Genomic DNA, 20252 nt, shown 5'->3' with positions numbered 1-20252 from the left:
TTTATTTTTTACAAATTCTTAACCTTTGTTTTACTCTTAGTTTACTTGGTTTTAATTTGTTTTTAACTTAGATGATGTAATATATCTTTAGATGATGAAAACGAGGAGGAGTTAATGAGTTATTTAAAGATAAAAAATGTTGAAAAAACTTTTGGTAAGTTTAAAGCATTGAACAATATAAATTTTGAAATAGAAAGAGGGGAGTTTATCTGTTTTTTAGGTCCATCTGGTTGTGGTAAAACAACACTTCTTAGAATTATTGCTGGACTTGAAAATGTCGATAGTGGTGAAATTTTTTTAAAGGATGAAAACATTACAAAAAAGCATCCAGCTAAGAGAAATATGTCAATCGTTTTCCAATCTTATGCTCTTTTTCCAAATTTAACAGTTGGAGAGAATATTGCCTATGGGATGAAGAATAAAAAAATACCAAAGGATATAATTCAAAAGAAAATAGATGAGTCACTTGAGCTTGTTGGTTTAAGAGGTCAAGAGAATAAATATCCAAATGAACTTTCAGGAGGTCAGCAGCAAAGAGTTGCACTTGCTAGAGCAATCTCTTACTCGCCAGATATTCTTTTGTTAGATGAGCCTCTTTCAGCTCTTGATGCTAAAGTAAGAGAAAAACTTAGAAATGATATAAAAAATCTTCAAAAAAAACTTGGAATTACAACTATAATGGTTACTCATGATCAAGAGGAAGCTCTTTCAATGTCAGATAGAATAATTGTTATGGATAATGCTAAAATTGTTCAAGTGGGAACACCTCAAGATATATATGAAAATCCAGCTAACAATTTCATTGGAGATTTTATCGGAAAAGTTAATAAGTTTGAAATCAATGGAACAAAAGTTATGGCTAGACCAGAGGATATCTCTCTTGCTGATGAGCAAACAGATAATTTCTTTATGGGAACATTGGAATCTTGGGAGTATATGGGATCGTACTATAGATTAAAAGTTAATAAAAAGAACTACATTATTGAAGTTGATATCTGTAGAAATAAAATTGCTCATATTCCACTAAAAAAAGATCAACACATATTTCTTAAAGTTGAAAGAACTTTAGGAGGAGGAGTTGAATGGAGCTAGTTTTTAAAAAAACTGAAAAACTTCTTTCAGAAAAAGTTAGAGATATTATCGTTTGGGGAATTGCAATCTTTTTCGTTGTTACTCTTCTTTTTCCACTTATCTCTTTAAGTATAAAAGCAACAGAGGACAATGCTGGAAACTTTATTGGTCTACAAAATTTTATTCAATATCTTACTAGCCCTGGAGTAGTATCTTCATTTTTCAATACAGTTAAAATAGCAACTTTAACTATGGTTATAACTTTAATTTTAGGATTTGGTTACTCTTATGGAATGGCTAGAAGTAACATAAAGGGAAAAGGTATTTTAAAATTTTTAATTCTTCTACCTATATTTGCTCCAACTATGCTACATGGTATCTCATTAGTTTACCTATTTGGAAGAATGGGAGTTATAACTACTGGATTCTTTGGTAGATTTCCTAATCTTGCAACAGATATAAATCTATACGGTTCAACTGGTATTGTAATTAGTGAAGTTATATATACTTTACCTCAAGCTTACTTAATTATCTCTATGGCACTACAAAATAGTGACTATAGACTCTATGAAGCTGCTAAAACTCTTGGAACAAGTAAAGTAAAGCAATTTTTTACAATAACTCTTCCATCTTGTAAATATGCTGTTTTTTCCACAGCTACAGTTTCTTTTATTCTTGCATTCACTGACTTTGGAGCACCTAAAGTTGTTGGTGGAAACTATAATGTTTTAGCTACAGATATTTATAAGCAAGTTATCGGACAACAAAATTTAGGAAGAGGTGCAGTTGTTAGTATCCTTCTACTTATTCCTGCAGTAATCTCATTTTTCTTTGAAAAATCTTTAGAGAAAAAACAAAGAGATACCTTTAATGCAAAATCTATGAACTATCGAATTGAAAATTCAACTGGTAGAGATATTTTCTTCTACAGTTTCTGTTGGTTTATTGGTCTTGGTATATTAGGACTTTTTATTACAGCAGGTGTCGCTTCTTTTGTTAAGATGTGGCCATATAACTTTGAACTTACTTTAAATAACTATAAATTCTTTGACTTTAATGGTGGAGCTTTCCATTTTTATAAAAACTCAATAACTATAGCAATGTTATCAGCTATATTTGGAACTATTATTGCATATCTTGGAGCATATATATGTTTAAAAACTGAGAGTTTAACTAAACTTAGAAATGTTATTAAGTTTTTCGCAATAGTACCTTTAGCCCTTCCAGGAATGGTTTTAGGTTTAGGATATATCTTTTTCTTCAATATGAACTACATTAGAATTCCTCTAATTGGTTGGGTAAATAATCCATTCAATAGTTTATACGGAACTCTTTGGATTTTAGTTCTTGTAAACATTGTTCACTTTTTCTCAGTTGCTTTTATGACAGCGTCAACATCTTTGAAAAAGTTAGATAAAGAGTTTGAAATTGTATCTCTATCTATGGGTGTTCCTTGGTATAAAACATTTTTCAATGTAACTCTACCACTTACTAAACACACTATTGGAGAGATATTCATATATTACTTTGTAAACTGTATGACTACAGTTTCAGCAGCTGTTTTCCTATATACTTCAAAAACAACTCTTGCATCTATTGCAATGGTTAATCTTGATGAAGTTGGAGATCAAGCTAAGGCAGCAGCAATGGGAATTTTAATTGTTGGAACAAATCTTTTAGTAAAAACAATTTATGAAATAATTAAAAAAAGAAATTTTGGGAGGAATAAATAATGAGAAAAGAGATTAAAGCAGTTATATTTGATTGGGCAGGTACTACAGTAGATTATGGATGTTTCGCACCACTTGATGTTTTTGTTCAAGTTTTTAAAGAGATTGGTATTGAGATTACTTATGAAGAAGCTAGAAAACCTATGGGAATGTTAAAAATAGATCACATAAAAGCACTATTAAAGATGGAAAGAATACACTCTTTATGGTTAGAAAAATTTAATAGAGATTACACTATGGAGGATATTAACTCTTTATACGAAAGATTTGAAGAAGTTTTATTCGCTTCTTTAGAAAACTTTGCTGAACCTGTTCCTGGAATGTTAGATCTTCAAAAAGAGTTAAGAGATAGAGGATTAAAAATTGGAAGTACAACTGGATATACAAAAGAGATGTTAGATATTGTTGCTCCTAAAGCTAAAGCTTTTGGATACTGTCCAGATTTTAGAATCACATCAACTGAAGTTCCTGCTGGTAGACCATATCCATATATGATTTATCAAAATATGATTACCTTAGCAATTCCAAATAGGAATTCTATTATAAAAATTGGAGATACAACTGTTGATATGAAAGAGGGTAAAAATGCTGGTGTTTGGACTGTTGGTATCTTAAAGGGTGGAAGTGAACTTGGCCTTTCACAAAAAGAGGTTGAAACTATGGACCATGCTCAGTTAAAAAAATTAATGGATGCAACTGCAAAGAGATTATACTCTGCTGGAGCTGATTATGTTGTTGAGCAAGTTGGTGATTTACCACATATAATTGATGTTATAAATGCTAGAATGAATTCTGAAGAGGTTATTTAAAATGAATAAAATTACATCTGAAGGGGATGTGAATACCTCTTCAAATCGTAAAAATTGGCAAGATAAAAATATAAACTATGAAACTAGTTGTGTTCTTAGAGATGATGAAGATATCTTTCTTCATCAATCTCTTTCAACTCCTTGTTTAAATGTTTTAAAAAAATCCAAAGGTATCTATCTAGAAGATATCTCTGGAAAAATCTATATGGATTTTCATGGAAATAATGTACATCAAATTGGATTTGGAAATGAAGACGTTAAAAATGCCATTATTAATGAAATGGAAGAACTTCCCTTTTCACCTAGAAGATATACAAATAACTCTGCTATAATTTTAGCTCAAAAGCTTTCTGATAAAACAAATGGTGTTTTAAATAAAGTTCTATTTTCACCAGGAGCAACCTCTTCTATTGGAATAGCAATGAAACTAGCTAGACTTGTAACTAAAAAAGATAGCTTTCTATCTTTTTGGGATTCTTTCCATGGAGCTTCAATAGATGCTATCTCTTTAGGAGGAACTGCTCATTTTAGAAATGGTATTGGAAGTCTTCTAACTGGGTGTGAACATCTAATCCCTTATAATAGCTATAGACCTATTTTTGATGAAGATACCTTCTTAACTATTTTAGATTATACTCTAGAAAAGCATGGAGATATTGCAGCTTTTTTTATGGAAACTATTAGAAATACTGAAGTGGAGATTCCATCATATAAACTTATGAAAGGAATAAGAGATATCTGTACTAAACACAATGCCCTTTTAGTTTTAGATGAGACTGCAATTGCTATGGGAAGAACTGGAAAATTCTTCGCCTTTGAACACTATGATATTGTCCCAGATATTGTTGTCATTGGAAAAGGACTTGGGGGTGGAATATTTCCAATCTCTGCTCTTTTAACAAAAGATGAATTTAACATTGGTCAATATACATCTTTAGGGCACTATACTCATGAGAAATCCTCTGTTGGATGTGCTGCTGCTAATGCTGCCATAGATTTTATTGATAATAATAATATTTTAGAAAAAACATCTAATATGGAGAAATTTGTTTTAGACAGATTAAATATATTAAAAAATAAATATGAAATTATCGGTGATGTAAGAGCTATTGGGCTACTCTTTGCAATTGAACTTGTAAAAGATAGAAAAACAAAAGAAAAAGCTGAGTCTGAAGCTGATAGAATTCTTTATAATTGCCTTGATTTAGGTCTTAGTTTCAAAGTTTCTAGTGGAATATTAACACTATCACCACCACTTATTATTGAAAAACATGAACTTGAAAAAGCTCTTGAAATTCTTGAAAAAACTATAAAAATTGAAAATATAAAACTATTTGGAGGAAACAACAATGAATAACAATAACTTAACAGATAAACCATATATTCTTTTAACACCTGGACCACTTACAACATCTTCTGGAGTTAAATCAGCTATGCTTAAAGATTGGTGTACTTGGGATAACGAGTATAACTCTTTAGTTCAAGATATGAGAAAAAGAGTTTTAGAGGTTGCTGAAGCTGGAGATGACTATACTATGATTCCTATGCAAGGAAGTGGAACTTTCTCTGTTGAGGCTGTTTTAACTAGTGTTGTTGGTGAGAATGAAAAAGTTTTAATTCTTTCAAACGGTGCATATGGAGATAGAATGAAAACTATTTGTGATACAGCAAAAGTTAAAAATACTATCTATAAAATTGAACAAACTGAAACTTATGATCTATCTCATTTAGAATCTATTTTAAAGGAAGATAAAGAGATTACTCATGTTGCTGTTGTTCACTGTGAAACTACATCAGGAATTTTAAATCCAATTAAAGAGATTGGAGTAATTGTTAAAAACCACAATAAAACTTTTATAGTTGATGCTATGTCTAGTTTTGGGGGAATTCATTTTAGCATTCCTGAGTACCAAATTGATTTTTTAATTAGTTCATCTAACAAATGTATCCAAGGAGTTCCTGGTTTTGGATTTATTATAGCTAGAAAATCTGAACTTTTAAAATGTGAAGGAAAGGCTCGTTCTCACTCTTTAGATATATTTGATCAATGGAAAGTTATGGAAAGTGGAAATGGAAAATGGAGATTCACTTCTCCTACCCATGTTGTAAGAGCCTTTTATCAAGCCCTTTTAGAATTAGAAGCTGAAGGTGGAGTTAAAGCTAGAGAAAAAAGATACACAGAAAACCAAGATAAACTTGTTAAAGGTATGGACACTCTTGGATTTAAAGCTATTATCACTTTAGAAAAACAATCTCCTATTATAACTACATTCTATGCTCCAAATCATCCTGATTATAAGTTTGAAAATTTTTATTCAAAACTTAAAGAGCAAGGATTTGTTATATATCCTGGTAAGTTAACAAAAGAGGAGAGTTTTAGAATCGGTAATATTGGAGAGGTTTATCCTACAGATATTGATACTTTAATCAATTCTATCAAAAACTCTATGTTTTGGAGATAATATATGTTAATGGAAGAGCGTAGACAACTTATCTTAGATGAAATAAATATTAAAAATATAGTTTATGTTAAAGAGCTTGCAAAAAGATATAGTGTGACTATGGAAACTATCAGAAAAGATTTAGAAGATATTATAAATGAAAATAGTGAGATTAGAAAAGTTTATGGAGGAGCCCTAAAAAGCTCCTCTAACATAGTTGATGAAAGTTATAGTTTAAGAAATGAACTTTTTTCTAACGAGAAGAATATTTTAGCTAAAAAAGGTGTTTCCCTTATCAATGATGGTGATTCAATCTTTTTAGATGCTGGAACTACAATTTCTAAAATGATTCCTTATTTAAAAAATAAAAAAAATCTTAAAATTGTTACTGTTTCTCTCTCTGTTATCAATGAGTTTGTAAATTTTTTCAGTAGTATTGACCATACTCACTCTATATTTCTAATTGGTGGAGAGGTTAAACTAAATCTTTTATCAACATCTGGAGTTAAAACATCTCTAGATATTAGTAACTATTTTTTTGATAAAGCATTTTTAACCTTAGATGGTTTATCTTTAAAAAATGGTGTTACTTCACACAATCATGATGAAGCATTGGTTACTAAAACTGCTTTAAAGCACTCTTTAGAAAATGTTTTTTTAGTTACAGATGAAAAGTTCGATACTTCTAAATTTTATAAAGTTTGTGACTTAAATCAAGTTAACTTCATTGTATCAGTAAATCCAGAGAATAATTTTTTAAAAAATTTAGTTAAAAATTTTAATATAAATCTCTATTAATGTGTTATAATTTTTTTATTAAATAACGGAGGTAGACTATTATGAAAAAAACACTGTTTGTACTTAAAAATTGTGATAGTTGTGATGTAGTTAAAAGTTTATTCAATAATAGACATGATTTAGCTATCTATGATTTGACTGAAGCTAAAGATCTAGCACAAAAACTTAATGTTACTGCTGCACCTACTTTAGTAGTTGAAGATTGGGAAAGTGTTACTAACTACGTTGGAATTGAAAAAATTAAAGAATACTTAAGTGATGAACCTACACCAAATTATCCTTGTGTTTGTTCTGAATAGTTTTACTGATTAAGGGGGATTTTATGATTGAATTTAAAAATGCATTAAAAAATGGAGATTTAGAGAAATTAAAAGTTAAATTAGAAGATGGAATCGATGTTAATGACAGAAGTGGTGAGTACAGATATCCTATACATAAAGCTGTTTTATTAAAAGATACTAATATTGTTAAACTATTTTTAGATTATAATGCAGATATTAATATCCAAGAACCACTACAAGGTAATACACCTATTAATCTTGCCATTTTTAATAAAGATTTACAAATGGTAAATTTTTTAAAAGAAAATGGTGCCAATTTAGATATTAAAAATAGTTGGGGAATGACATCTTTAGAATACGCTATATACCTTAAAAATAATATGAGTTTCGATGATATAGATAACATTATTGAAACTTTAAAATAAAAAAGAGCATTTATATTTTTAAATGCTCTTTTTTTTGTCCTTCATATATGCTTAACTCTCCACTAAATAGGTAAGCCATTGCACAAGCTACAAAAAGATAGCCTGCCATATTATAACCAAATATCTCTATTCCTATTAAAAATGAGGCTAAAAATGTATTTGTAGAAGATGCAAATACAGCACAATATCCAATTGCTGCTAAAAACTCCACAGGAATACCAAACCAACCTCCTAATACTCCTCCTAAACATGCTCCTATAGCAAAAATTGGTGTGACCTCTCCCCCTTGAAATCCTATTCCTAAAGTGAATATAGTAAAGAACATCTTCAATATCCAATCATATGAATATAACTGCTCCTTTGAAAAAGCTATATCAATTAGATTAGTTCCTAATCCACTATATCTCCCTCCATAAACTAACCAAATTAAAAAGCCTAATATTATTCCTCCAAAAAATATTTTTTTTATAGGATCTAAACCAACCATATATTTATTCTTTTTAAAATTTTTTAAGAAAAAAGCAAAGCAATACCCTGCAACTGCAAATATAAACGTCGCCATTAAAAACATTGTTATATCTCTCATATCATTTTTAGGAAACTCCTCTATTAAGAAATGGAAATGCTTCATCTCAAAATACTCTGATACACCAAAAGCTGTATACGCTGCTAAAAATGCTGGAAACAAAGCTTTGTATTCAACAACGCCCATATTTAAAATCTCTAAAGAAAATATTGTTGCAGCAAACGGAGTTCCAAAAAGTCCTGAAAATCCAGCTGATATCCCTGTTGAAATAAGGATTTTTTTTAAATCATCTATATTTAACTTTATTTTTTTCTCTACATATCTTGTTATTGTATTTGCTACCGTTGCACCTATTTGTACTGCTACTCCCTCTCTCCCAGCTGAACCTCCAAAAAGATGAGTCGCCCATGTTGATATAATAGAAAATGGAATTAATCTTTTAGGAATAATTACATTTTCCATATGTGCTGCTTCGAATACATAGCCCATTCCTTTTAAAGAACCCTTTCCATATTTTTTATATAAAAATATCATTGAAACTCCCACAAAAGGTAAAAAAATAATTAATTTATTAAAATATTCCACTCGTAGATTTGCTGCTAATATCAACCCTTTTGAAAAAAATACATCTATAAATCCCACTATTAATCCTGTTATAATTGAAAAACCTGAAAAAAATAGAGCTCTAACTATTCTGTCTTTCATCTTTTCCTCCTCTCTATTTACTTTCAGTTACATTTACATCTAAAATATTAAATGGAACATTTACTCCCTCTTTGTTAAATACTTCTAAAATATATGCCATTAACTCTCCTCTAACTTTATAGTAACCATTTGTTGGAGTCCAAACCATAAATAGAATATTTATACTTGAATCTCCATACTCCATTGTATGTATAAAGTTTTCCCTATCTCTATTTAATCCTTCATAGGTATTTGCTATATTCTCCAATATACTAATTACTTTTTTCATATCAGAATCATAAGATACTGATAGCATTAATTTTATACGTCTAAAAAGATTTGCATCATAGTTTATAATATTTCCGCTAATCATTACATTATTTGGAACTATAACTCTTCTTCCATCTAAACTAGTTATATATGTTGAAAACACCTCTATTTTAGCAACCTCTCCCATTACACCATTTATTTTTATGAAATTTCCTATACTAAAAGGTCTTGTAAAAAATAGCACTACTCCACCAGCTAAATTTGATAGAAACTCTTTTAAAGAGATACCTACACCTAAACCAATGGCACTGATCATAGTAGCTATTGATGCTTCACTAAAACCAAATGCTAATAATCCTATCAAAAAAAACATTACATTTAATCCTAATTTTGTAACTGATTTAGTAAACTGCTTTGTATTAATATCCTGATTAACTACTGGAATTTTATCTATATATTTATCAACTTTTTTCGTAAAATATGAACCTAAATACAATATAATTATAAAAACAAATGTTCTAATTAAAAATTCAATTGCATCATGACCCAGTGTCTGTAGCAATGGCTCCCCTGAACTATTTTTTATTTGTAGTAAACTATTAACTGTTTCCATATTACTTCCTCCTAAAATATACTTTCTCTATAATTTATATTATAGATTCAATAAATATATCCTTTAATTTTTTTATAAATTTAAAAGGAAATCTATAATTTTTTTGTAAAAATATCACAGATACATTAACTAGCATAGGAGGTATTTTTTATGGAAAAATGGAGATGTAAAGTTTGTGACTGGATTTATGACCCTGCTACAGGAGATCCTGATAATGGAGTTGCGGCAGGTACTGCCTGGGAAGCTGTTCCTGAAGATTGGGTTTGCCCTATCTGTGGTGCTGGAAAAGACGAGTTTGAAAAAGAATAATTTTTTTACTGGGGTACTTTTTAATACCTCAGTTTTTTTTACTTTTAAAAATATAAAAAAAATTTAGGAGGTTGTCTATGTCTATGTTTTGTTTTCAATGTCAAGAAACTGCTATGAATAAAGGATGTACTGTTAGAGGGGTTTGTGGTAAAGCCTCTGAAACTGCTAATTTACAAGATTTATTAATACATATGGCTAAAACTGTTTCTGCTTATATTGAACTTTTAAATGATAAAATTCCTATAACTAACGACTTGCACCGATGGGTTGTAAATGCTCTTTTTGTTACAATTACCAATGCTAACTTTCACGATGAAGCTATTATAAGGGAGATTGAAACTGGAGAAGCTTACAGAACTGCTTTAGAAATAGAGCTTTTAAATAATAAAATCTCTGTTCCTGAAAAATATGCAAAATATATCAATTGCCCAACTGATCTTAGCTCAGATGATTCACTTTTAGATTATGCTGAAAAAGTTGGTGTATTGAGAACTGAAAATGAAGATATTCGTTCTTTAAGAGAAACTATCATATATGGATTAAAAGGAATGTGTGCTTATGTTGAGCATGCTTTTAATTTAGGATATGAGGATGTTTCTATATATAGATTTATCGAAGAAACACTAGCTAATGTCGATGATGATTCTTTATCTATTGAAGCATTAGTTCAAATGGTTTTAAATGTTGGTAAAGTGGGTGTTGATGCTATGGCTCTTTTAGATAAAGCTAACACAACATCATATGGACATCCTGAAATAACTAAAATCAATATTGGAGTTAGAAATAAGCCTGGAATCTTAATATCTGGACATGATCTAAAAGATTTAGAAATGCTTTTAGAGCAAACTAAAGGTACTGGTGTTGATGTTTACACTCACTCTGAAATGCTTCCTGGTCATGCATATCCATTTTTTAAAAAATATGATAACCTTGTAGGTAACTACGGTGGGTCTTGGTGGCATCAAACAAAAGAATTTGTTGATTTTAATGGTCCTGTTTTATTTACAAGTAACTGTTTAGTACCTCCTAGAGGAACTCTAGCTGAATATCTTGAAAGAGTTTATACTACAAACTCTGCTGGTATGGAAGGATGTGAACATATTCTTGCTGATGAAGATGGATTTAAAGATTTTAGTGAAATTATTGAAAAGGCAAAAGCGTGTAAACCGCCTGTTGAAATTGAACATGGTGAAATTATTGCTGGTTTTGCTCATAATCAAGTTTTAGCTTTAGCTGATAAAATTGTTGATGCTGTTAAATCTGGAGCAATAAAAAAATTCTATGTCATGGGTGGTTGTGACGCTAGAATGCAAGACAGAAAATATTATACTGAATTTGCTTTAGCTCTGCCTAAAGATTCTGTAATACTTACAGCAGGTTGTGCTAAATACAGATATAATAAATTAGACTTAGGAGATATTTGTGGTATCCCTAGAGTTTTAGATGCTGGGCAATGTAATGACTGTTATTCTCTAGCTGTTATTGCACTCAAATTAAAAGATGTTTTTGAGTTAGATGATGTAAATGATTTACCAATAGTATTTAATATTGCATGGTATGAGCAAAAAGCTGTTTTGGTTCTCCTATCTTTACTATATCTTGGATTTAAAAATATTCATGTAGGTCCTACTATTCCTGCATTTTTAAGTTCTAATGTTCTTCAAGTTCTAATTGATAACTTTAATTTAGGAACAATTAGTAATGTACAAGATGATTTAAAAAATTTTTAATAATTAAAAAAAAGGCAAATGTTTAATTTGCCTTTTTTAATATCTGTTTCATCTCTTTTATCTCTTCATCTTGGCTCAAAATAATTCCATTGGACATTTTTATCAGTTCTTTATTTTTTCCAAACTTCAAATACTCTTTAGCCATACTTACAGCTCCTTCATGATGAATAATCATATTTTGTAAATAGCTTTTTGTTATCTCTTTAGCATTATTTGCTTGTCCATCATAAGATTTCATACTTTTCATCATTTTCATCATTATCTTCTTCATTTTAGGAAGAAACTTTTCGTTATCATTTCCTCTTAACTCTCCTGATTCTAATAGTTTTTGCATAAACTCAACCTCTTTTTCTTGAGCACGAACTATTCTATCAGCTAAATTTTTAACTTCTGTATTTTGAGTATATTTCAAAACACCTATACTTGATATTATTGCAGCTTCATGATGAGGTATCATATATATTACAAAATTATTTCCAACGTCTTTTGTTAAAAACACTTGCGAACTATTTGACATCATGAGGCTATGAGCATATTCATCATACTCCTTAAACCCTTTTAAGTTTTGTGGAATAACATCCTTTAAAGGTGTAAGTACTGTATATATTTTACTATCTGATTTTATCTCATAGTTTAACATCTTTTGTAGATGGCTGTCATTTAAGTCATTACTGTACGAATTTAAAGAAACTGTTGAAAACAAAGCTGCAATTCCTACCATTATATTTATATTTTTAAAATCCATTTTCAAACCTCCTTGTACTAAAGTCTGTGATTTATTATTAAATGAAACCCATAGAATTCCTTTTTAATTTTAAAGGATTTTTATAATAAACTTGTAAAAGTAAGTTAAGTACTACATTAAGCAACTGAGGAGGATTTTTTATGTATGAATTTTTAAAAAATTTAGATCCTGTTTTACAGGCTCTTTTGGCCACTTTATTTACATATTTTGTAACAATGCTTGGAGCTGCTATGGTATTTTTCTTTAAGACTATAAATCAAAAAGTATTAAATGGAATGCTCGGATTCGCTTCTGGTGTTATGATTGCAGCTTCTTTTTGGTCACTATTGAATCCTGCCATTGAATTAGCAGAAAGTATAGGTTTACCTGGATGGAAACCAGCTGTTATAGGTTTTCTTTTTGGTGGTATTTTTCTTTGGTCTATTGATAAATTTTTACCTCATCTTCATCAAAATCAACCTATATCAAATGCAGAAGGAATTTCTACAAAATGGAGAAGAAGTATTCTTTTAGTTTTAGCTATAACTCTTCACAATATTCCTGAAGGATTAGCTGTTGGTGTCGCTTTTGGTGCTTTAGCTGTAACTGGACCTGAATCTTCATCTACACTGGTTTCTGCAATGGCTTTAGCTATTGGTATAGGTCTTCAAAATTTTCCAGAAGGAGCCGCTGTTTCTATTCCTTTAAGAAGAGATGGAATGAGTAGAAGAAAAGCCTTCTTCTATGGACAGGCTTCTGGTATTGTTGAACCAATAGCTGGTGTTATCGGTGCTATTTTTGTTATTAAAATGACTTTTTTACTTCCTTATGCACTTGCTTTTGCTGCTGGTGCTATGATATACGTTGTAGCAGAAGAACTTATTCCAACTGCTAAAGAGATTCGTCATGATGATTCAGGAACTATCGGAGTTATGTTTGGTTTTGCTCTAATGATGTTTTTAGATGTGGCATTAGGTTAAATAGTTTAATAATAAAAAAATGGAGCTACTTCTGAGCTCCATTTTTATCTTTTTCTACTTTCATTATTATAACCGTCACTTTATTTGTATATTTAGATAACTCATTATAATCTTTTTCTACCTGATCCCAATCTGGTTTTGGTCTCTCTATCTCTTTTGCTATTTTAGAACTCAAGTATTCCATTCTTTCAAGCTCTCTATCTGACATCCCTTTTTTTATGGCTTTCATAACCTCTTTTTCATCCATAGAATTTGATGATACATCATCATCTAAAACCATATCTGACATTAATTCGTTATTTATTTCCTCTTCAAAATTTGGTTCACTTTTATCAAGTCCACCCTCTTTTAGGGTTCTCATCATATTTACTGCCATTTTATTCGTATACATTGATAATTCATTATACAAATCTTCAACTTTAGTCCAGTCTGGTTTTTCCTTTTGAACTTCAGCATCCACTAATTCACCAATCTCATTCATTTTCTCCATATTCTCCGAGTCCTCTCCTAGATTTCCCATAACATTTTGAATAAACTGTTCGTTGGCCATATTAGATACTGATACATTTTCAATTGTTGGAGCATTCGTATTTAAATTATTTGTTTCCTCTGCAGAAAAAGATGTAATTGATAACATCATAGATAAGACAATTAAAATAATTTTCATCTTTTTATCTCCTTTTAATTTTATATAATCTTTGTTATATACTACCAAAAGAGAAGTTAAATTCTTTGAAATTAATATAATTTTTACAAATTTATTTAAATATCTATTGGAGCACCTGGGCCTAATGGTATCCCTAAGTATATCCAAATAATAGCCATAATAATCCACATTATTAACATAGCTATAGTATATGGAAGCATCAAAGATATCACAGTTCCTACTCCTGAGTCCTCTTCATACTCCTGAGCTAAACCAAGAACTATTGGCATATATGGAAATAGAGGTGATATTACATTAGTTGTAGAGTCACCTATTCTATAAAGCATCTGAGTTAAAGCAGGATTATAACCTAACATATAAAACATAGGTATAAATATTGGAGCTAATAAAGCCCATTTAGCTGATCCACTTCCAATAAAAAGATTTATAAATGCCGAAAGTAATATAAACATCACAAATAAAGGTATTCCTCTTAAGTTAAGATTTTTTAGTAAATCTGCACCCTCTACAGCTAAAACAAATCCAAGTTTACTCCAGTTAAAATATGCTATAAATTGACCAATCATAAAAACTAAAACAATATAACTAGACATATCTTTTATTCCTAAAGTCATGTATTTAGGAATATCTGACATATCTTTTATCTTTCCAACGCCCTTTCCATAAGTTATTCCTGCTATTAGAAAAAGTATCAATAATAGTGGAATTATTGCATTTAATAGTGGTGAATTTAAAAGAGAACCTGTTGTTGGATTTCTTAAAAAACTATTTTTAGGATAAACAATTGCTACTAAAAACAGAATATACATACTCACATAGATTCCTGCTTTTTTTAGTGCTTTTTTTTCTACTTGATTAACTGCCTCTCTTTCAATTATCTTTTTACCTGTATATTTTCCTAATCTAGGTTCTATAATTTTCTCAGTTACAACTGTTCCTACTATTGCTAATAAAAATGTAGATACTCCCATAAAATACCAGTTATCCACAACTGAAACAGTTATATTTGGATTTACAATTTTCATAGCTTCTGTTGAAATTCCAGCTAATAGAGCATCTGTTCCTGCTACAATTAGATTTGCACTAAAACCAGCTGTTGTTGCAGCATAACCTACAGCTATTCCAGCTAGAGGATGCTTTCCTAAAGAGCAGAATATAAAAGCTGATATTACAGGAACTACAACAATAGCTGCATCTGATGCTATATTTCCACAAATACCAATTAACATAATCATAAACGTAATAACCTTTGGAGAACTATTAAGAATAGTATTTCTCATAAAAGCTGATACTAAACCAACATGCTCAGCTAATCCAATTCCCAAAGTCATAACTAAAACTAAACCTAGAGGTGAAAATCCTGTAAAATTCTTTATTGTATTTTGTAACATGAAATTTATACCCTCACTAGAAAGTAAATTTTTTACTTTTACAACTTCATTTTTAACAGGGTCTATTACACCAACGTCTAAATAATTTAATCCCCAAGATAGTAAAATAATAAAAACACTTAAAAAGAAAAAAAGCATAAATGGATGTGGAATTTTATTTCCAACCTTTTCTATCCAATCTAAGATACCATGTTTTTTTCTTTCATTTACTTTTTCCATTAACTCCCCTCCTACTATCATTTAATTTAGACAAGTGTACCTCAAGAGTTCTGATAACACAATTATATTATTTGTATCTAAAGTATTGATAAAATAAATGTGACAAAAGTACAAAAAATATGGTATTAATTTAAGTAACAATTCTAGGGGAGTGATTATATGTTAAATAATTTAAATACTCATCGAAACTATCTACACACGATACCAGAAATAGCATTAAACGAATTTAAAACTGCTGAATATATTAGAGAGGTTTTAGATAAAGAAAAGATAGAGTACCATTGTGTTGGAACAAGTACTGTTGCCTTTATTCCAGGAGAAAGTGAGAAATGTATCGCTTTTAGAGCTGATATTGATGCTTTGCCATTAACTGAAGAAAGCACTAATCCTTTTAAATCTAAAACTCCAGGTATGATGCACGCATGTGGGCATGATGGACATACAGCCATGCTTTTAACTTTTATTCAGGAGATTAAACTTTTAATATCTAAAGGAACAAAATTAAAAAAATCTTTAGTTTTTATATTTCAAGCTGGTGAAGAGGGAGCTGGTGGAGCTAGATTTATTGTAGCTGATGAGTACTACAAATCTAAAAATATAGAAGCTATATACGCTTTACATGTATATCCTGAGATTAAAGTTGGAGAGTTCGCTGTAAAATCTGGTTTTGTATCTCTTCAAAATATAAATTTAGATATTGTTTTAACTGGAAAAGGGTGTCATGGTGCTCAACCTCATAAAGGTATTGATTCAATACTAATTGGAGCTAAATTAGTAGAAGCCTATCAATCAATTAAATCTAGAAATATACCATCTTATGAGCATTTTTTACTTACAATTGGAGCTTTCCATGCTGGTACAGTTAGAAATATTATTCCTGGAACTGTTAATATGCTTGGAACTATTAGACTTGAAAATATATCTTTAATACCTTTTATCCAAGAAAGAATGGAGCATATTAATAAAGGGTTTGAACTAGCTTTTGATGTAAAAATTGATATGAAATTTCAACCTTTTTATCCACCAGTGGTTAACGATTCTAATCTTTTTGAAAAAGCTCTAAAAGCTTTAAAAGATAAAAAAGTTTTTACTGATATCTCTTTAAGTGGATCTGAAGATTTCTCTTTTTATTCGCAAAATGGAACTCCTGGATTATTGGCATTAGTTGGTATTAGAGATGAAGAAAAAGGACATGTTTGTGCTCTTCATAACAATCGATTTGATTTTGAAAATGAAGCTTTAATACACGGTGTTGAATTCTTTAAAAATTTACTTCAAGAAAATAACGCAATTTAACTCTATTTTAAAGGAAGTCTTTAAGTTATTTTTAATAATAGAACATAACTATATTATGTATTATTTAGGAGGTTTTTTTCATGAAAAAATATGTTTTAGTATGTTCTTTTATTATTTCAGCTTTTACTTTTGCTGCATCACATGATAATCATCAAGATCATGTTCAACAAAATACAATGAATGATATGCCTATGATGCAATCTCAAAATAATAATTGTCCTACATGCAATAATATGATGCAAAATATGACACAGATGCCTGGTTGGAAAAGTGACAAAAAAATGATGAAAAGTAATATGATGTATGCAACACCTGAGATGCAAAAAAATATGATTGATATTGAGCAAAAACAGCTAGATATAAAAAAAGCAATGTTAGATGACAAAGTTGATTGGAATAAAGTTGAAAAACTTAATAAAGAGATTGGAGAGATTAGAGCTAAAATGCAGACTGAAATGATGAAGAATCAGTATGAGATGATGAAAGCTACTCCTACTACAACACCTGCAAAACAATAATAATATTTAAAAATGAAGAGAGCCTACTCTTGGCTCTCTTCATTTTTATTATTCATCCAATTTAATAATCTCTCATAATTTTCTTTTGCATCTTTTAAACCTAAATTATAAAGGGCTTTAATTTTATTTAAATCTCTTTCTAATCTATCTACGACCACTATCTCACTAGGCCTAAAAACAAAAACATCTCCTTTATTTTCCAGCTCTTGTATATCTTTTAAAGTTCTATTATAAACTAAATGACGTTTTATTAATGCTTCTGCTACTTTAGGATATTTTCTATAATACAATTTTATTAGTGGCTGTAATTTTAAAGGCTCTTTTTTATATCCTTCATCCTCTGTTAAAATAACAACATTTTTACTATTTCCATCTAATATTGACTGAGCTATTGGAATTGGTGAAGCTATTCCACCATCTAAATATATCTTCTCATTTATTGTTGTCTCTTTAGAAAAAAATGGTAAACTTCCTGATGCAATTAGAGATTCTAAAAGATCATCTGTTCCTTTAAAATCTTTTTTAGAAAAAAATTCTGTTCTTCCTTTTATGCAATTAAATGCTCCCACTTTAAATTCTAAATCACAATTATAAAATGTTTCAAAATCAAAAGGTGCTAGCTCATAGGTCATTTTTCTATATGCAAAATCTACATTTATATAACTTCCATTTTTTATTAAATATTTATATCCCATATATCTTTCATCATTTAAATATTTTAAAATAATATCAATATTTCTTCTTTTCTGTCTCGAAGCATAAGATGCTGAATAAATTGCACCTGCTGAAACTCCAATTGTATATTTAAAATGCAACTGTTTAGATAAAAAATAATCTAAAATTCCAGATGTATAAGCTCCTCTTAACCCTCCACCTTCTAAAACTAATCCTATATTATCCATAAAAAATCCTCCTAAAGCACAAACTAATATTCACTATATTGTACTTTTAATTCAGATATTTTCTTTCTTTATATTTTATTTTTCTATGAGTTTTAATATTCTTTGACTTTTAACTTTTTTTCTTTTAAAATTATAATAAAACTCATCGAGGGGGTCATGTATGATAAAAAAATTTATAAGTTATTATAAACCTTATAAAAAACTATTTTTTCTAGATTTACTTGCGGCTATTACCGTTTCTGTTTGTGATTTAATCTATCCTATGCTAAGTAGAGTTGCTGTAAATAACTATATTCCCAATAAAAACTACCGAAGCATTTTAATTTTAGCAATTACACTTTTTGGGATATATATCATAAAACTTATTTGTAATTACTTTATGAATTATTGGGGACATGTAGTAGGTGTTCGAATGCAAGGAGATATGAGAAAAGATGTTTACACAAAACTTCAAAATTTCCCAATTAAATATTTTGATAATACTCAAACTGGAAGTATTATGTCTCGAATTGTAAATGATTTACAAGAAGTTTCTGAACTTGCTCACCATGGACCTGAAGATCTTTTTATATCAGTCATCATGATTTTTGGTTCTTTTTTCCTTCTTTTAAATATCAATATTCCGCTAACACTTATAGTTTTTTCAGTTATTCCATTTATAGTTTGGTTCACTATTAATAGAAGACAAAGAATGTCTGATGCGTTTTTAGAAACACGTGAAAAAATTGGAGCTATTAATTCAACTTTACAAAATAGTATTAGTGGAATTAGAGTTTCTAAAGCTTTTGTTAATAAAAATGATGAATTAGAAAAATTTAAAAAAAGTAATGTAGAGTTTAAGACAGCTCGTGAAGGTGCATATAAAGTTATGGCTGAATATGTTTCAGGAATGACTTTTCTTACAGATATGTTAGATTATCTTGTATTAGTTTTTGGAGCTATTTTTACATATCAAGGTAAAATTAATTTTGGTGATTTTTTAGCTTATCTTTTATATATTAGAATTTTTAGTCAACCTATAAAAAGACTTGTTGGTTTTGTTGAGCAGTATCAAAATGGTATGAGTGGATTTAAACGTTTCAAAGAGATGTTAGACGAGGATATTGAAAAGGATTCCGCAGGTGCTAAAGAGTTAAAAGATGTTAGAGGTAATATTAAATTTGAAAATATCTATTTTAGTCATGATAAAAAAAATATTTTAAAAGATTTTTCCCTTAACATAAAAGCTGGTGAAACTTTAGCTCTTGTAGGACCTTCTGGTGGTGGAAAAACTACTATTTGTAATTTAATTCCTAGATTCTATGATATAGATAGTGGAGATATCAAAATTGATTCACAAAGTATCTATAATTTTAAAATTGATTCATTAAGAAAAAATATTGGAATAGTTCAACAAGATCCATTTCTTTTCACTGGAAGTATTAAAGAGAATTTAACTATTGGAAAGCCCGATGCCACTGATGAAGAGATTATTGAAGCTGCTAAAAAAGCTAATATTCATGACTTCATTGAAACATTACCAGATGGTTATAATACGGAAGTTGGAGAAAGAGGAGTAAAACTTTCTGGTGGTCAAAAGCAAAGAATTGCTATTGGAAGAATCTTCTTAAAAAATCCACCAATTTTAATACTAGACGAAGCTACATCTGCTTTAGACAATATAACTGAACAACTTATTCAAGAATCTTTAGATGAACTTTCTAAGAACCGTACAACTATAGTTGTTGCTCACAGATTATCCACTGTTAAAAATGCTGATACTATAGTCGTTTTAACAGACGATGGTATTGTTGAAGCAGGAACTCATGATGAATTAATTAATAATAAAGGGTTTTATTACAATCTACACTTAGGCATCTTACAATAAT

At 29.5% G+C, this 20252-nt stretch carries 20 protein-coding genes; 14 read left to right on the top strand and 6 right to left on the bottom strand.

Annotated features, from left to right (window positions below):
* Positions 1-114: 114 nt before the first annotated feature.
* From H5J23_RS06460 to H5J23_RS06425, 8 genes are read left to right on the top strand one after another with little or no spacing between them, the layout of a single operon-like run.
* The gene (locus H5J23_RS06460) at positions 115-1092 is read left to right on the top strand and encodes an ABC transporter ATP-binding protein (RefSeq protein WP_185891374.1); all 978 of its coding nucleotides are present in this window, start codon (positions 115-117) and stop codon (positions 1090-1092) included.
* The gene (locus H5J23_RS06455; RefSeq protein WP_023049963.1) at positions 1083-2804 is read left to right on the top strand and encodes a putative 2-aminoethylphosphonate ABC transporter permease subunit; all 1722 of its coding nucleotides are present in this window, start codon (positions 1083-1085) and stop codon (positions 2802-2804) included. The genes H5J23_RS06460 and H5J23_RS06455 overlap by 10 nt, the downstream gene beginning before the upstream one ends.
* The gene (phnX, locus tag H5J23_RS06450; protein WP_185891372.1) at positions 2804-3610 is read left to right on the top strand and encodes a phosphonoacetaldehyde hydrolase; all 807 of its coding nucleotides are present in this window, start codon (positions 2804-2806) and stop codon (positions 3608-3610) included. Before H5J23_RS06455 ends, phnX begins: the two co-directional genes overlap by 1 nt.
* Before the next feature lies 1 nt (position 3611).
* Positions 3612-4967 carry an aspartate aminotransferase family protein gene (locus H5J23_RS06445; RefSeq protein ID WP_185891371.1) on the top strand — a complete coding sequence of 452 codons (1356 nt, stop codon included), beginning with the start codon at positions 3612-3614 and terminating at the stop codon, positions 4965-4967.
* A complete protein-coding gene (locus tag H5J23_RS06440; RefSeq protein ID WP_185891369.1) occupies positions 4960-6072 on the top strand; it encodes a 2-aminoethylphosphonate--pyruvate transaminase in 1113 nt (370 codons plus the stop codon). Before H5J23_RS06445 ends, H5J23_RS06440 begins: the two co-directional genes overlap by 8 nt.
* A gap of 3 nt (positions 6073-6075) precedes the next feature.
* The gene (locus H5J23_RS06435; protein ID WP_023049959.1) at positions 6076-6849 is read left to right on the top strand and encodes a DeoR/GlpR family DNA-binding transcription regulator; all 774 of its coding nucleotides are present in this window, start codon (positions 6076-6078) and stop codon (positions 6847-6849) included.
* A gap of 41 nt (positions 6850-6890) precedes the next feature.
* Positions 6891-7148: a hypothetical protein gene (locus H5J23_RS06430; RefSeq protein ID WP_023049958.1), complete on the top strand. Its 258-nt coding sequence runs from the start codon at positions 6891-6893 to the stop codon at positions 7146-7148.
* A gap of 23 nt (positions 7149-7171) precedes the next feature.
* Positions 7172-7555, top strand: a complete 384-nt coding sequence (locus H5J23_RS06425) for an ankyrin repeat domain-containing protein (RefSeq protein WP_023049957.1) — start codon at positions 7172-7174, stop codon at positions 7553-7555.
* A gap of 10 nt (positions 7556-7565) precedes the next feature.
* On the opposite strand, the gene H5J23_RS06420 is transcribed toward H5J23_RS06425, so the two are convergent.
* Both H5J23_RS06420 and H5J23_RS06415 read right to left on the bottom strand, forming a co-directional pair.
* Positions 7566-8786 carry a chloride channel protein gene (locus tag H5J23_RS06420; protein WP_185891367.1) on the bottom strand — a complete coding sequence of 407 codons (1221 nt, stop codon included), beginning with the start codon at positions 8784-8786 and terminating at the stop codon, positions 7566-7568.
* A gap of 13 nt (positions 8787-8799) precedes the next feature.
* Positions 8800-9648, bottom strand: coding sequence for a mechanosensitive ion channel family protein (locus tag H5J23_RS06415; RefSeq protein WP_023049955.1), 849 nt, complete (start codon positions 9646-9648; stop codon positions 8800-8802).
* A 150-nt stretch (positions 9649-9798) separates the two neighbouring features.
* Between H5J23_RS06415 and rd the strand changes: the two genes are divergently transcribed.
* Together rd and hcp are read left to right on the top strand one after the other, a co-directional pair.
* Entirely contained in the window at positions 9799-9957 is a 159-nt protein-coding gene (gene rd / locus H5J23_RS06410) for a rubredoxin (RefSeq protein ID WP_023049954.1), read from the top strand.
* A 77-nt stretch (positions 9958-10034) separates the two neighbouring features.
* Complete coding sequence (gene hcp / locus H5J23_RS06405; RefSeq protein WP_185891365.1) at positions 10035-11687, top strand: hydroxylamine reductase; 1653 nt, start codon at positions 10035-10037, stop codon at positions 11685-11687.
* A gap of 22 nt (positions 11688-11709) precedes the next feature.
* On the opposite strand, the gene H5J23_RS06400 is transcribed toward hcp, so the two are convergent.
* Entirely contained in the window at positions 11710-12432 is a 723-nt protein-coding gene (locus H5J23_RS06400) for a DUF305 domain-containing protein (protein ID WP_185891363.1), read from the bottom strand.
* Positions 12433-12572: 140 nt separating this feature from the next.
* On the opposite strand from H5J23_RS06400, the gene H5J23_RS06395 reads away from it, so the two are divergent.
* Complete coding sequence (locus H5J23_RS06395; RefSeq protein ID WP_185891361.1) at positions 12573-13391, top strand: ZIP family metal transporter; 819 nt, start codon at positions 12573-12575, stop codon at positions 13389-13391.
* 25 nt (positions 13392-13416) lie between these two features.
* On the opposite strand, the gene H5J23_RS06390 is transcribed toward H5J23_RS06395, so the two are convergent.
* Together H5J23_RS06390 and H5J23_RS06385 are read right to left on the bottom strand one after the other, a co-directional pair.
* On the bottom strand, positions 13417-14058 hold the full coding sequence (locus tag H5J23_RS06390; RefSeq protein WP_185891360.1) for a hypothetical protein: 642 nt from the start codon (positions 14056-14058) through the stop codon (positions 13417-13419).
* A gap of 95 nt (positions 14059-14153) precedes the next feature.
* Positions 14154-15668 (bottom strand): AbgT family transporter, encoded by a 1515-nt coding sequence (locus tag H5J23_RS06385; RefSeq protein WP_185891358.1) that lies wholly within the window; start codon positions 15666-15668, stop codon positions 14154-14156.
* A 159-nt stretch (positions 15669-15827) separates the two neighbouring features.
* On the opposite strand from H5J23_RS06385, the gene H5J23_RS06380 reads away from it, so the two are divergent.
* The gene (locus H5J23_RS06380; RefSeq protein ID WP_185891356.1) at positions 15828-16964 is read left to right on the top strand and encodes a M20 family metallopeptidase; all 1137 of its coding nucleotides are present in this window, start codon (positions 15828-15830) and stop codon (positions 16962-16964) included.
* A gap of 80 nt (positions 16965-17044) precedes the next feature.
* Positions 17045-17482 carry a hypothetical protein gene (locus H5J23_RS06375; RefSeq protein WP_023049947.1) on the top strand — a complete coding sequence of 146 codons (438 nt, stop codon included), beginning with the start codon at positions 17045-17047 and terminating at the stop codon, positions 17480-17482.
* Between the two features lie 23 nt (positions 17483-17505).
* On the opposite strand, the gene H5J23_RS06370 is transcribed toward H5J23_RS06375, so the two are convergent.
* Positions 17506-18384, bottom strand: a complete 879-nt coding sequence (locus H5J23_RS06370; protein ID WP_023049946.1) for a patatin family protein — start codon at positions 18382-18384, stop codon at positions 17506-17508.
* A 160-nt stretch (positions 18385-18544) separates the two neighbouring features.
* Between H5J23_RS06370 and H5J23_RS06365 the strand changes: the two genes are divergently transcribed.
* The gene (locus H5J23_RS06365; protein ID WP_185891355.1) at positions 18545-20251 is read left to right on the top strand and encodes an ABC transporter ATP-binding protein; all 1707 of its coding nucleotides are present in this window, start codon (positions 18545-18547) and stop codon (positions 20249-20251) included.
* Position 20252: the final 1 nt, after the last annotated feature.

This window comes from Cetobacterium sp. 2G large (assembly GCF_014250655.1).
In the GTDB taxonomy this organism is placed as follows: Bacteria; Fusobacteriota; Fusobacteriia; order Fusobacteriales; family Fusobacteriaceae; genus Cetobacterium_A; species Cetobacterium_A somerae.
Note: the sequence above shows the minus strand (reverse complement) of the source record. Positions and strands in the feature narration are given on the sequence as shown.

Excerpts from the sequence above, each read along its gene's own strand:
- H5J23_RS06460 (WP_185891374.1), top strand. The coding sequence starts at position 115 with ATGAGTTATTTAAAGATAAAAAATGTTGAAAAAACTTTTGGTAAGTTT.
- H5J23_RS06455 (WP_023049963.1), top strand. The coding sequence starts at position 1,083 with ATGGAGCTAGTTTTTAAAAAAACTGAAAAACTTCTTTCAGAAAAAGTT.
- phnX (WP_185891372.1), top strand. The coding sequence starts at position 2,804 with ATGAGAAAAGAGATTAAAGCAGTTATATTTGATTGGGCAGGTACTACA.
- H5J23_RS06445 (WP_185891371.1), top strand. The coding sequence starts at position 3,612 with ATGAATAAAATTACATCTGAAGGGGATGTGAATACCTCTTCAAATCGT.
- H5J23_RS06440 (WP_185891369.1), top strand. The coding sequence starts at position 4,960 with ATGAATAACAATAACTTAACAGATAAACCATATATTCTTTTAACACCT.
- H5J23_RS06435 (WP_023049959.1), top strand. The coding sequence starts at position 6,076 with ATGTTAATGGAAGAGCGTAGACAACTTATCTTAGATGAAATAAATATT.
- H5J23_RS06430 (WP_023049958.1), top strand. The coding sequence starts at position 6,891 with ATGAAAAAAACACTGTTTGTACTTAAAAATTGTGATAGTTGTGATGTA.
- H5J23_RS06425 (WP_023049957.1), top strand. The coding sequence starts at position 7,172 with ATGATTGAATTTAAAAATGCATTAAAAAATGGAGATTTAGAGAAATTA.
- H5J23_RS06420 (WP_185891367.1), bottom strand. The coding sequence starts at position 8,786 with ATGAAAGACAGAATAGTTAGAGCTCTATTTTTTTCAGGTTTTTCAATT.
- H5J23_RS06415 (WP_023049955.1), bottom strand. The coding sequence starts at position 9,648 with ATGGAAACAGTTAATAGTTTACTACAAATAAAAAATAGTTCAGGGGAG.
- rd (WP_023049954.1), top strand. The coding sequence starts at position 9,799 with ATGGAAAAATGGAGATGTAAAGTTTGTGACTGGATTTATGACCCTGCT.
- hcp (WP_185891365.1), top strand. The coding sequence starts at position 10,035 with ATGTCTATGTTTTGTTTTCAATGTCAAGAAACTGCTATGAATAAAGGA.
- H5J23_RS06400 (WP_185891363.1), bottom strand. The coding sequence starts at position 12,432 with ATGGATTTTAAAAATATAAATATAATGGTAGGAATTGCAGCTTTGTTT.
- H5J23_RS06395 (WP_185891361.1), top strand. The coding sequence starts at position 12,573 with ATGTATGAATTTTTAAAAAATTTAGATCCTGTTTTACAGGCTCTTTTG.
- H5J23_RS06390 (WP_185891360.1), bottom strand. The coding sequence starts at position 14,058 with ATGAAAATTATTTTAATTGTCTTATCTATGATGTTATCAATTACATCT.
- H5J23_RS06385 (WP_185891358.1), bottom strand. The coding sequence starts at position 15,668 with ATGGAAAAAGTAAATGAAAGAAAAAAACATGGTATCTTAGATTGGATA.
- H5J23_RS06380 (WP_185891356.1), top strand. The coding sequence starts at position 15,828 with ATGTTAAATAATTTAAATACTCATCGAAACTATCTACACACGATACCA.
- H5J23_RS06375 (WP_023049947.1), top strand. The coding sequence starts at position 17,045 with ATGAAAAAATATGTTTTAGTATGTTCTTTTATTATTTCAGCTTTTACT.
- H5J23_RS06370 (WP_023049946.1), bottom strand. The coding sequence starts at position 18,384 with ATGGATAATATAGGATTAGTTTTAGAAGGTGGAGGGTTAAGAGGAGCT.
- H5J23_RS06365 (WP_185891355.1), top strand. The coding sequence starts at position 18,545 with ATGATAAAAAAATTTATAAGTTATTATAAACCTTATAAAAAACTATTT.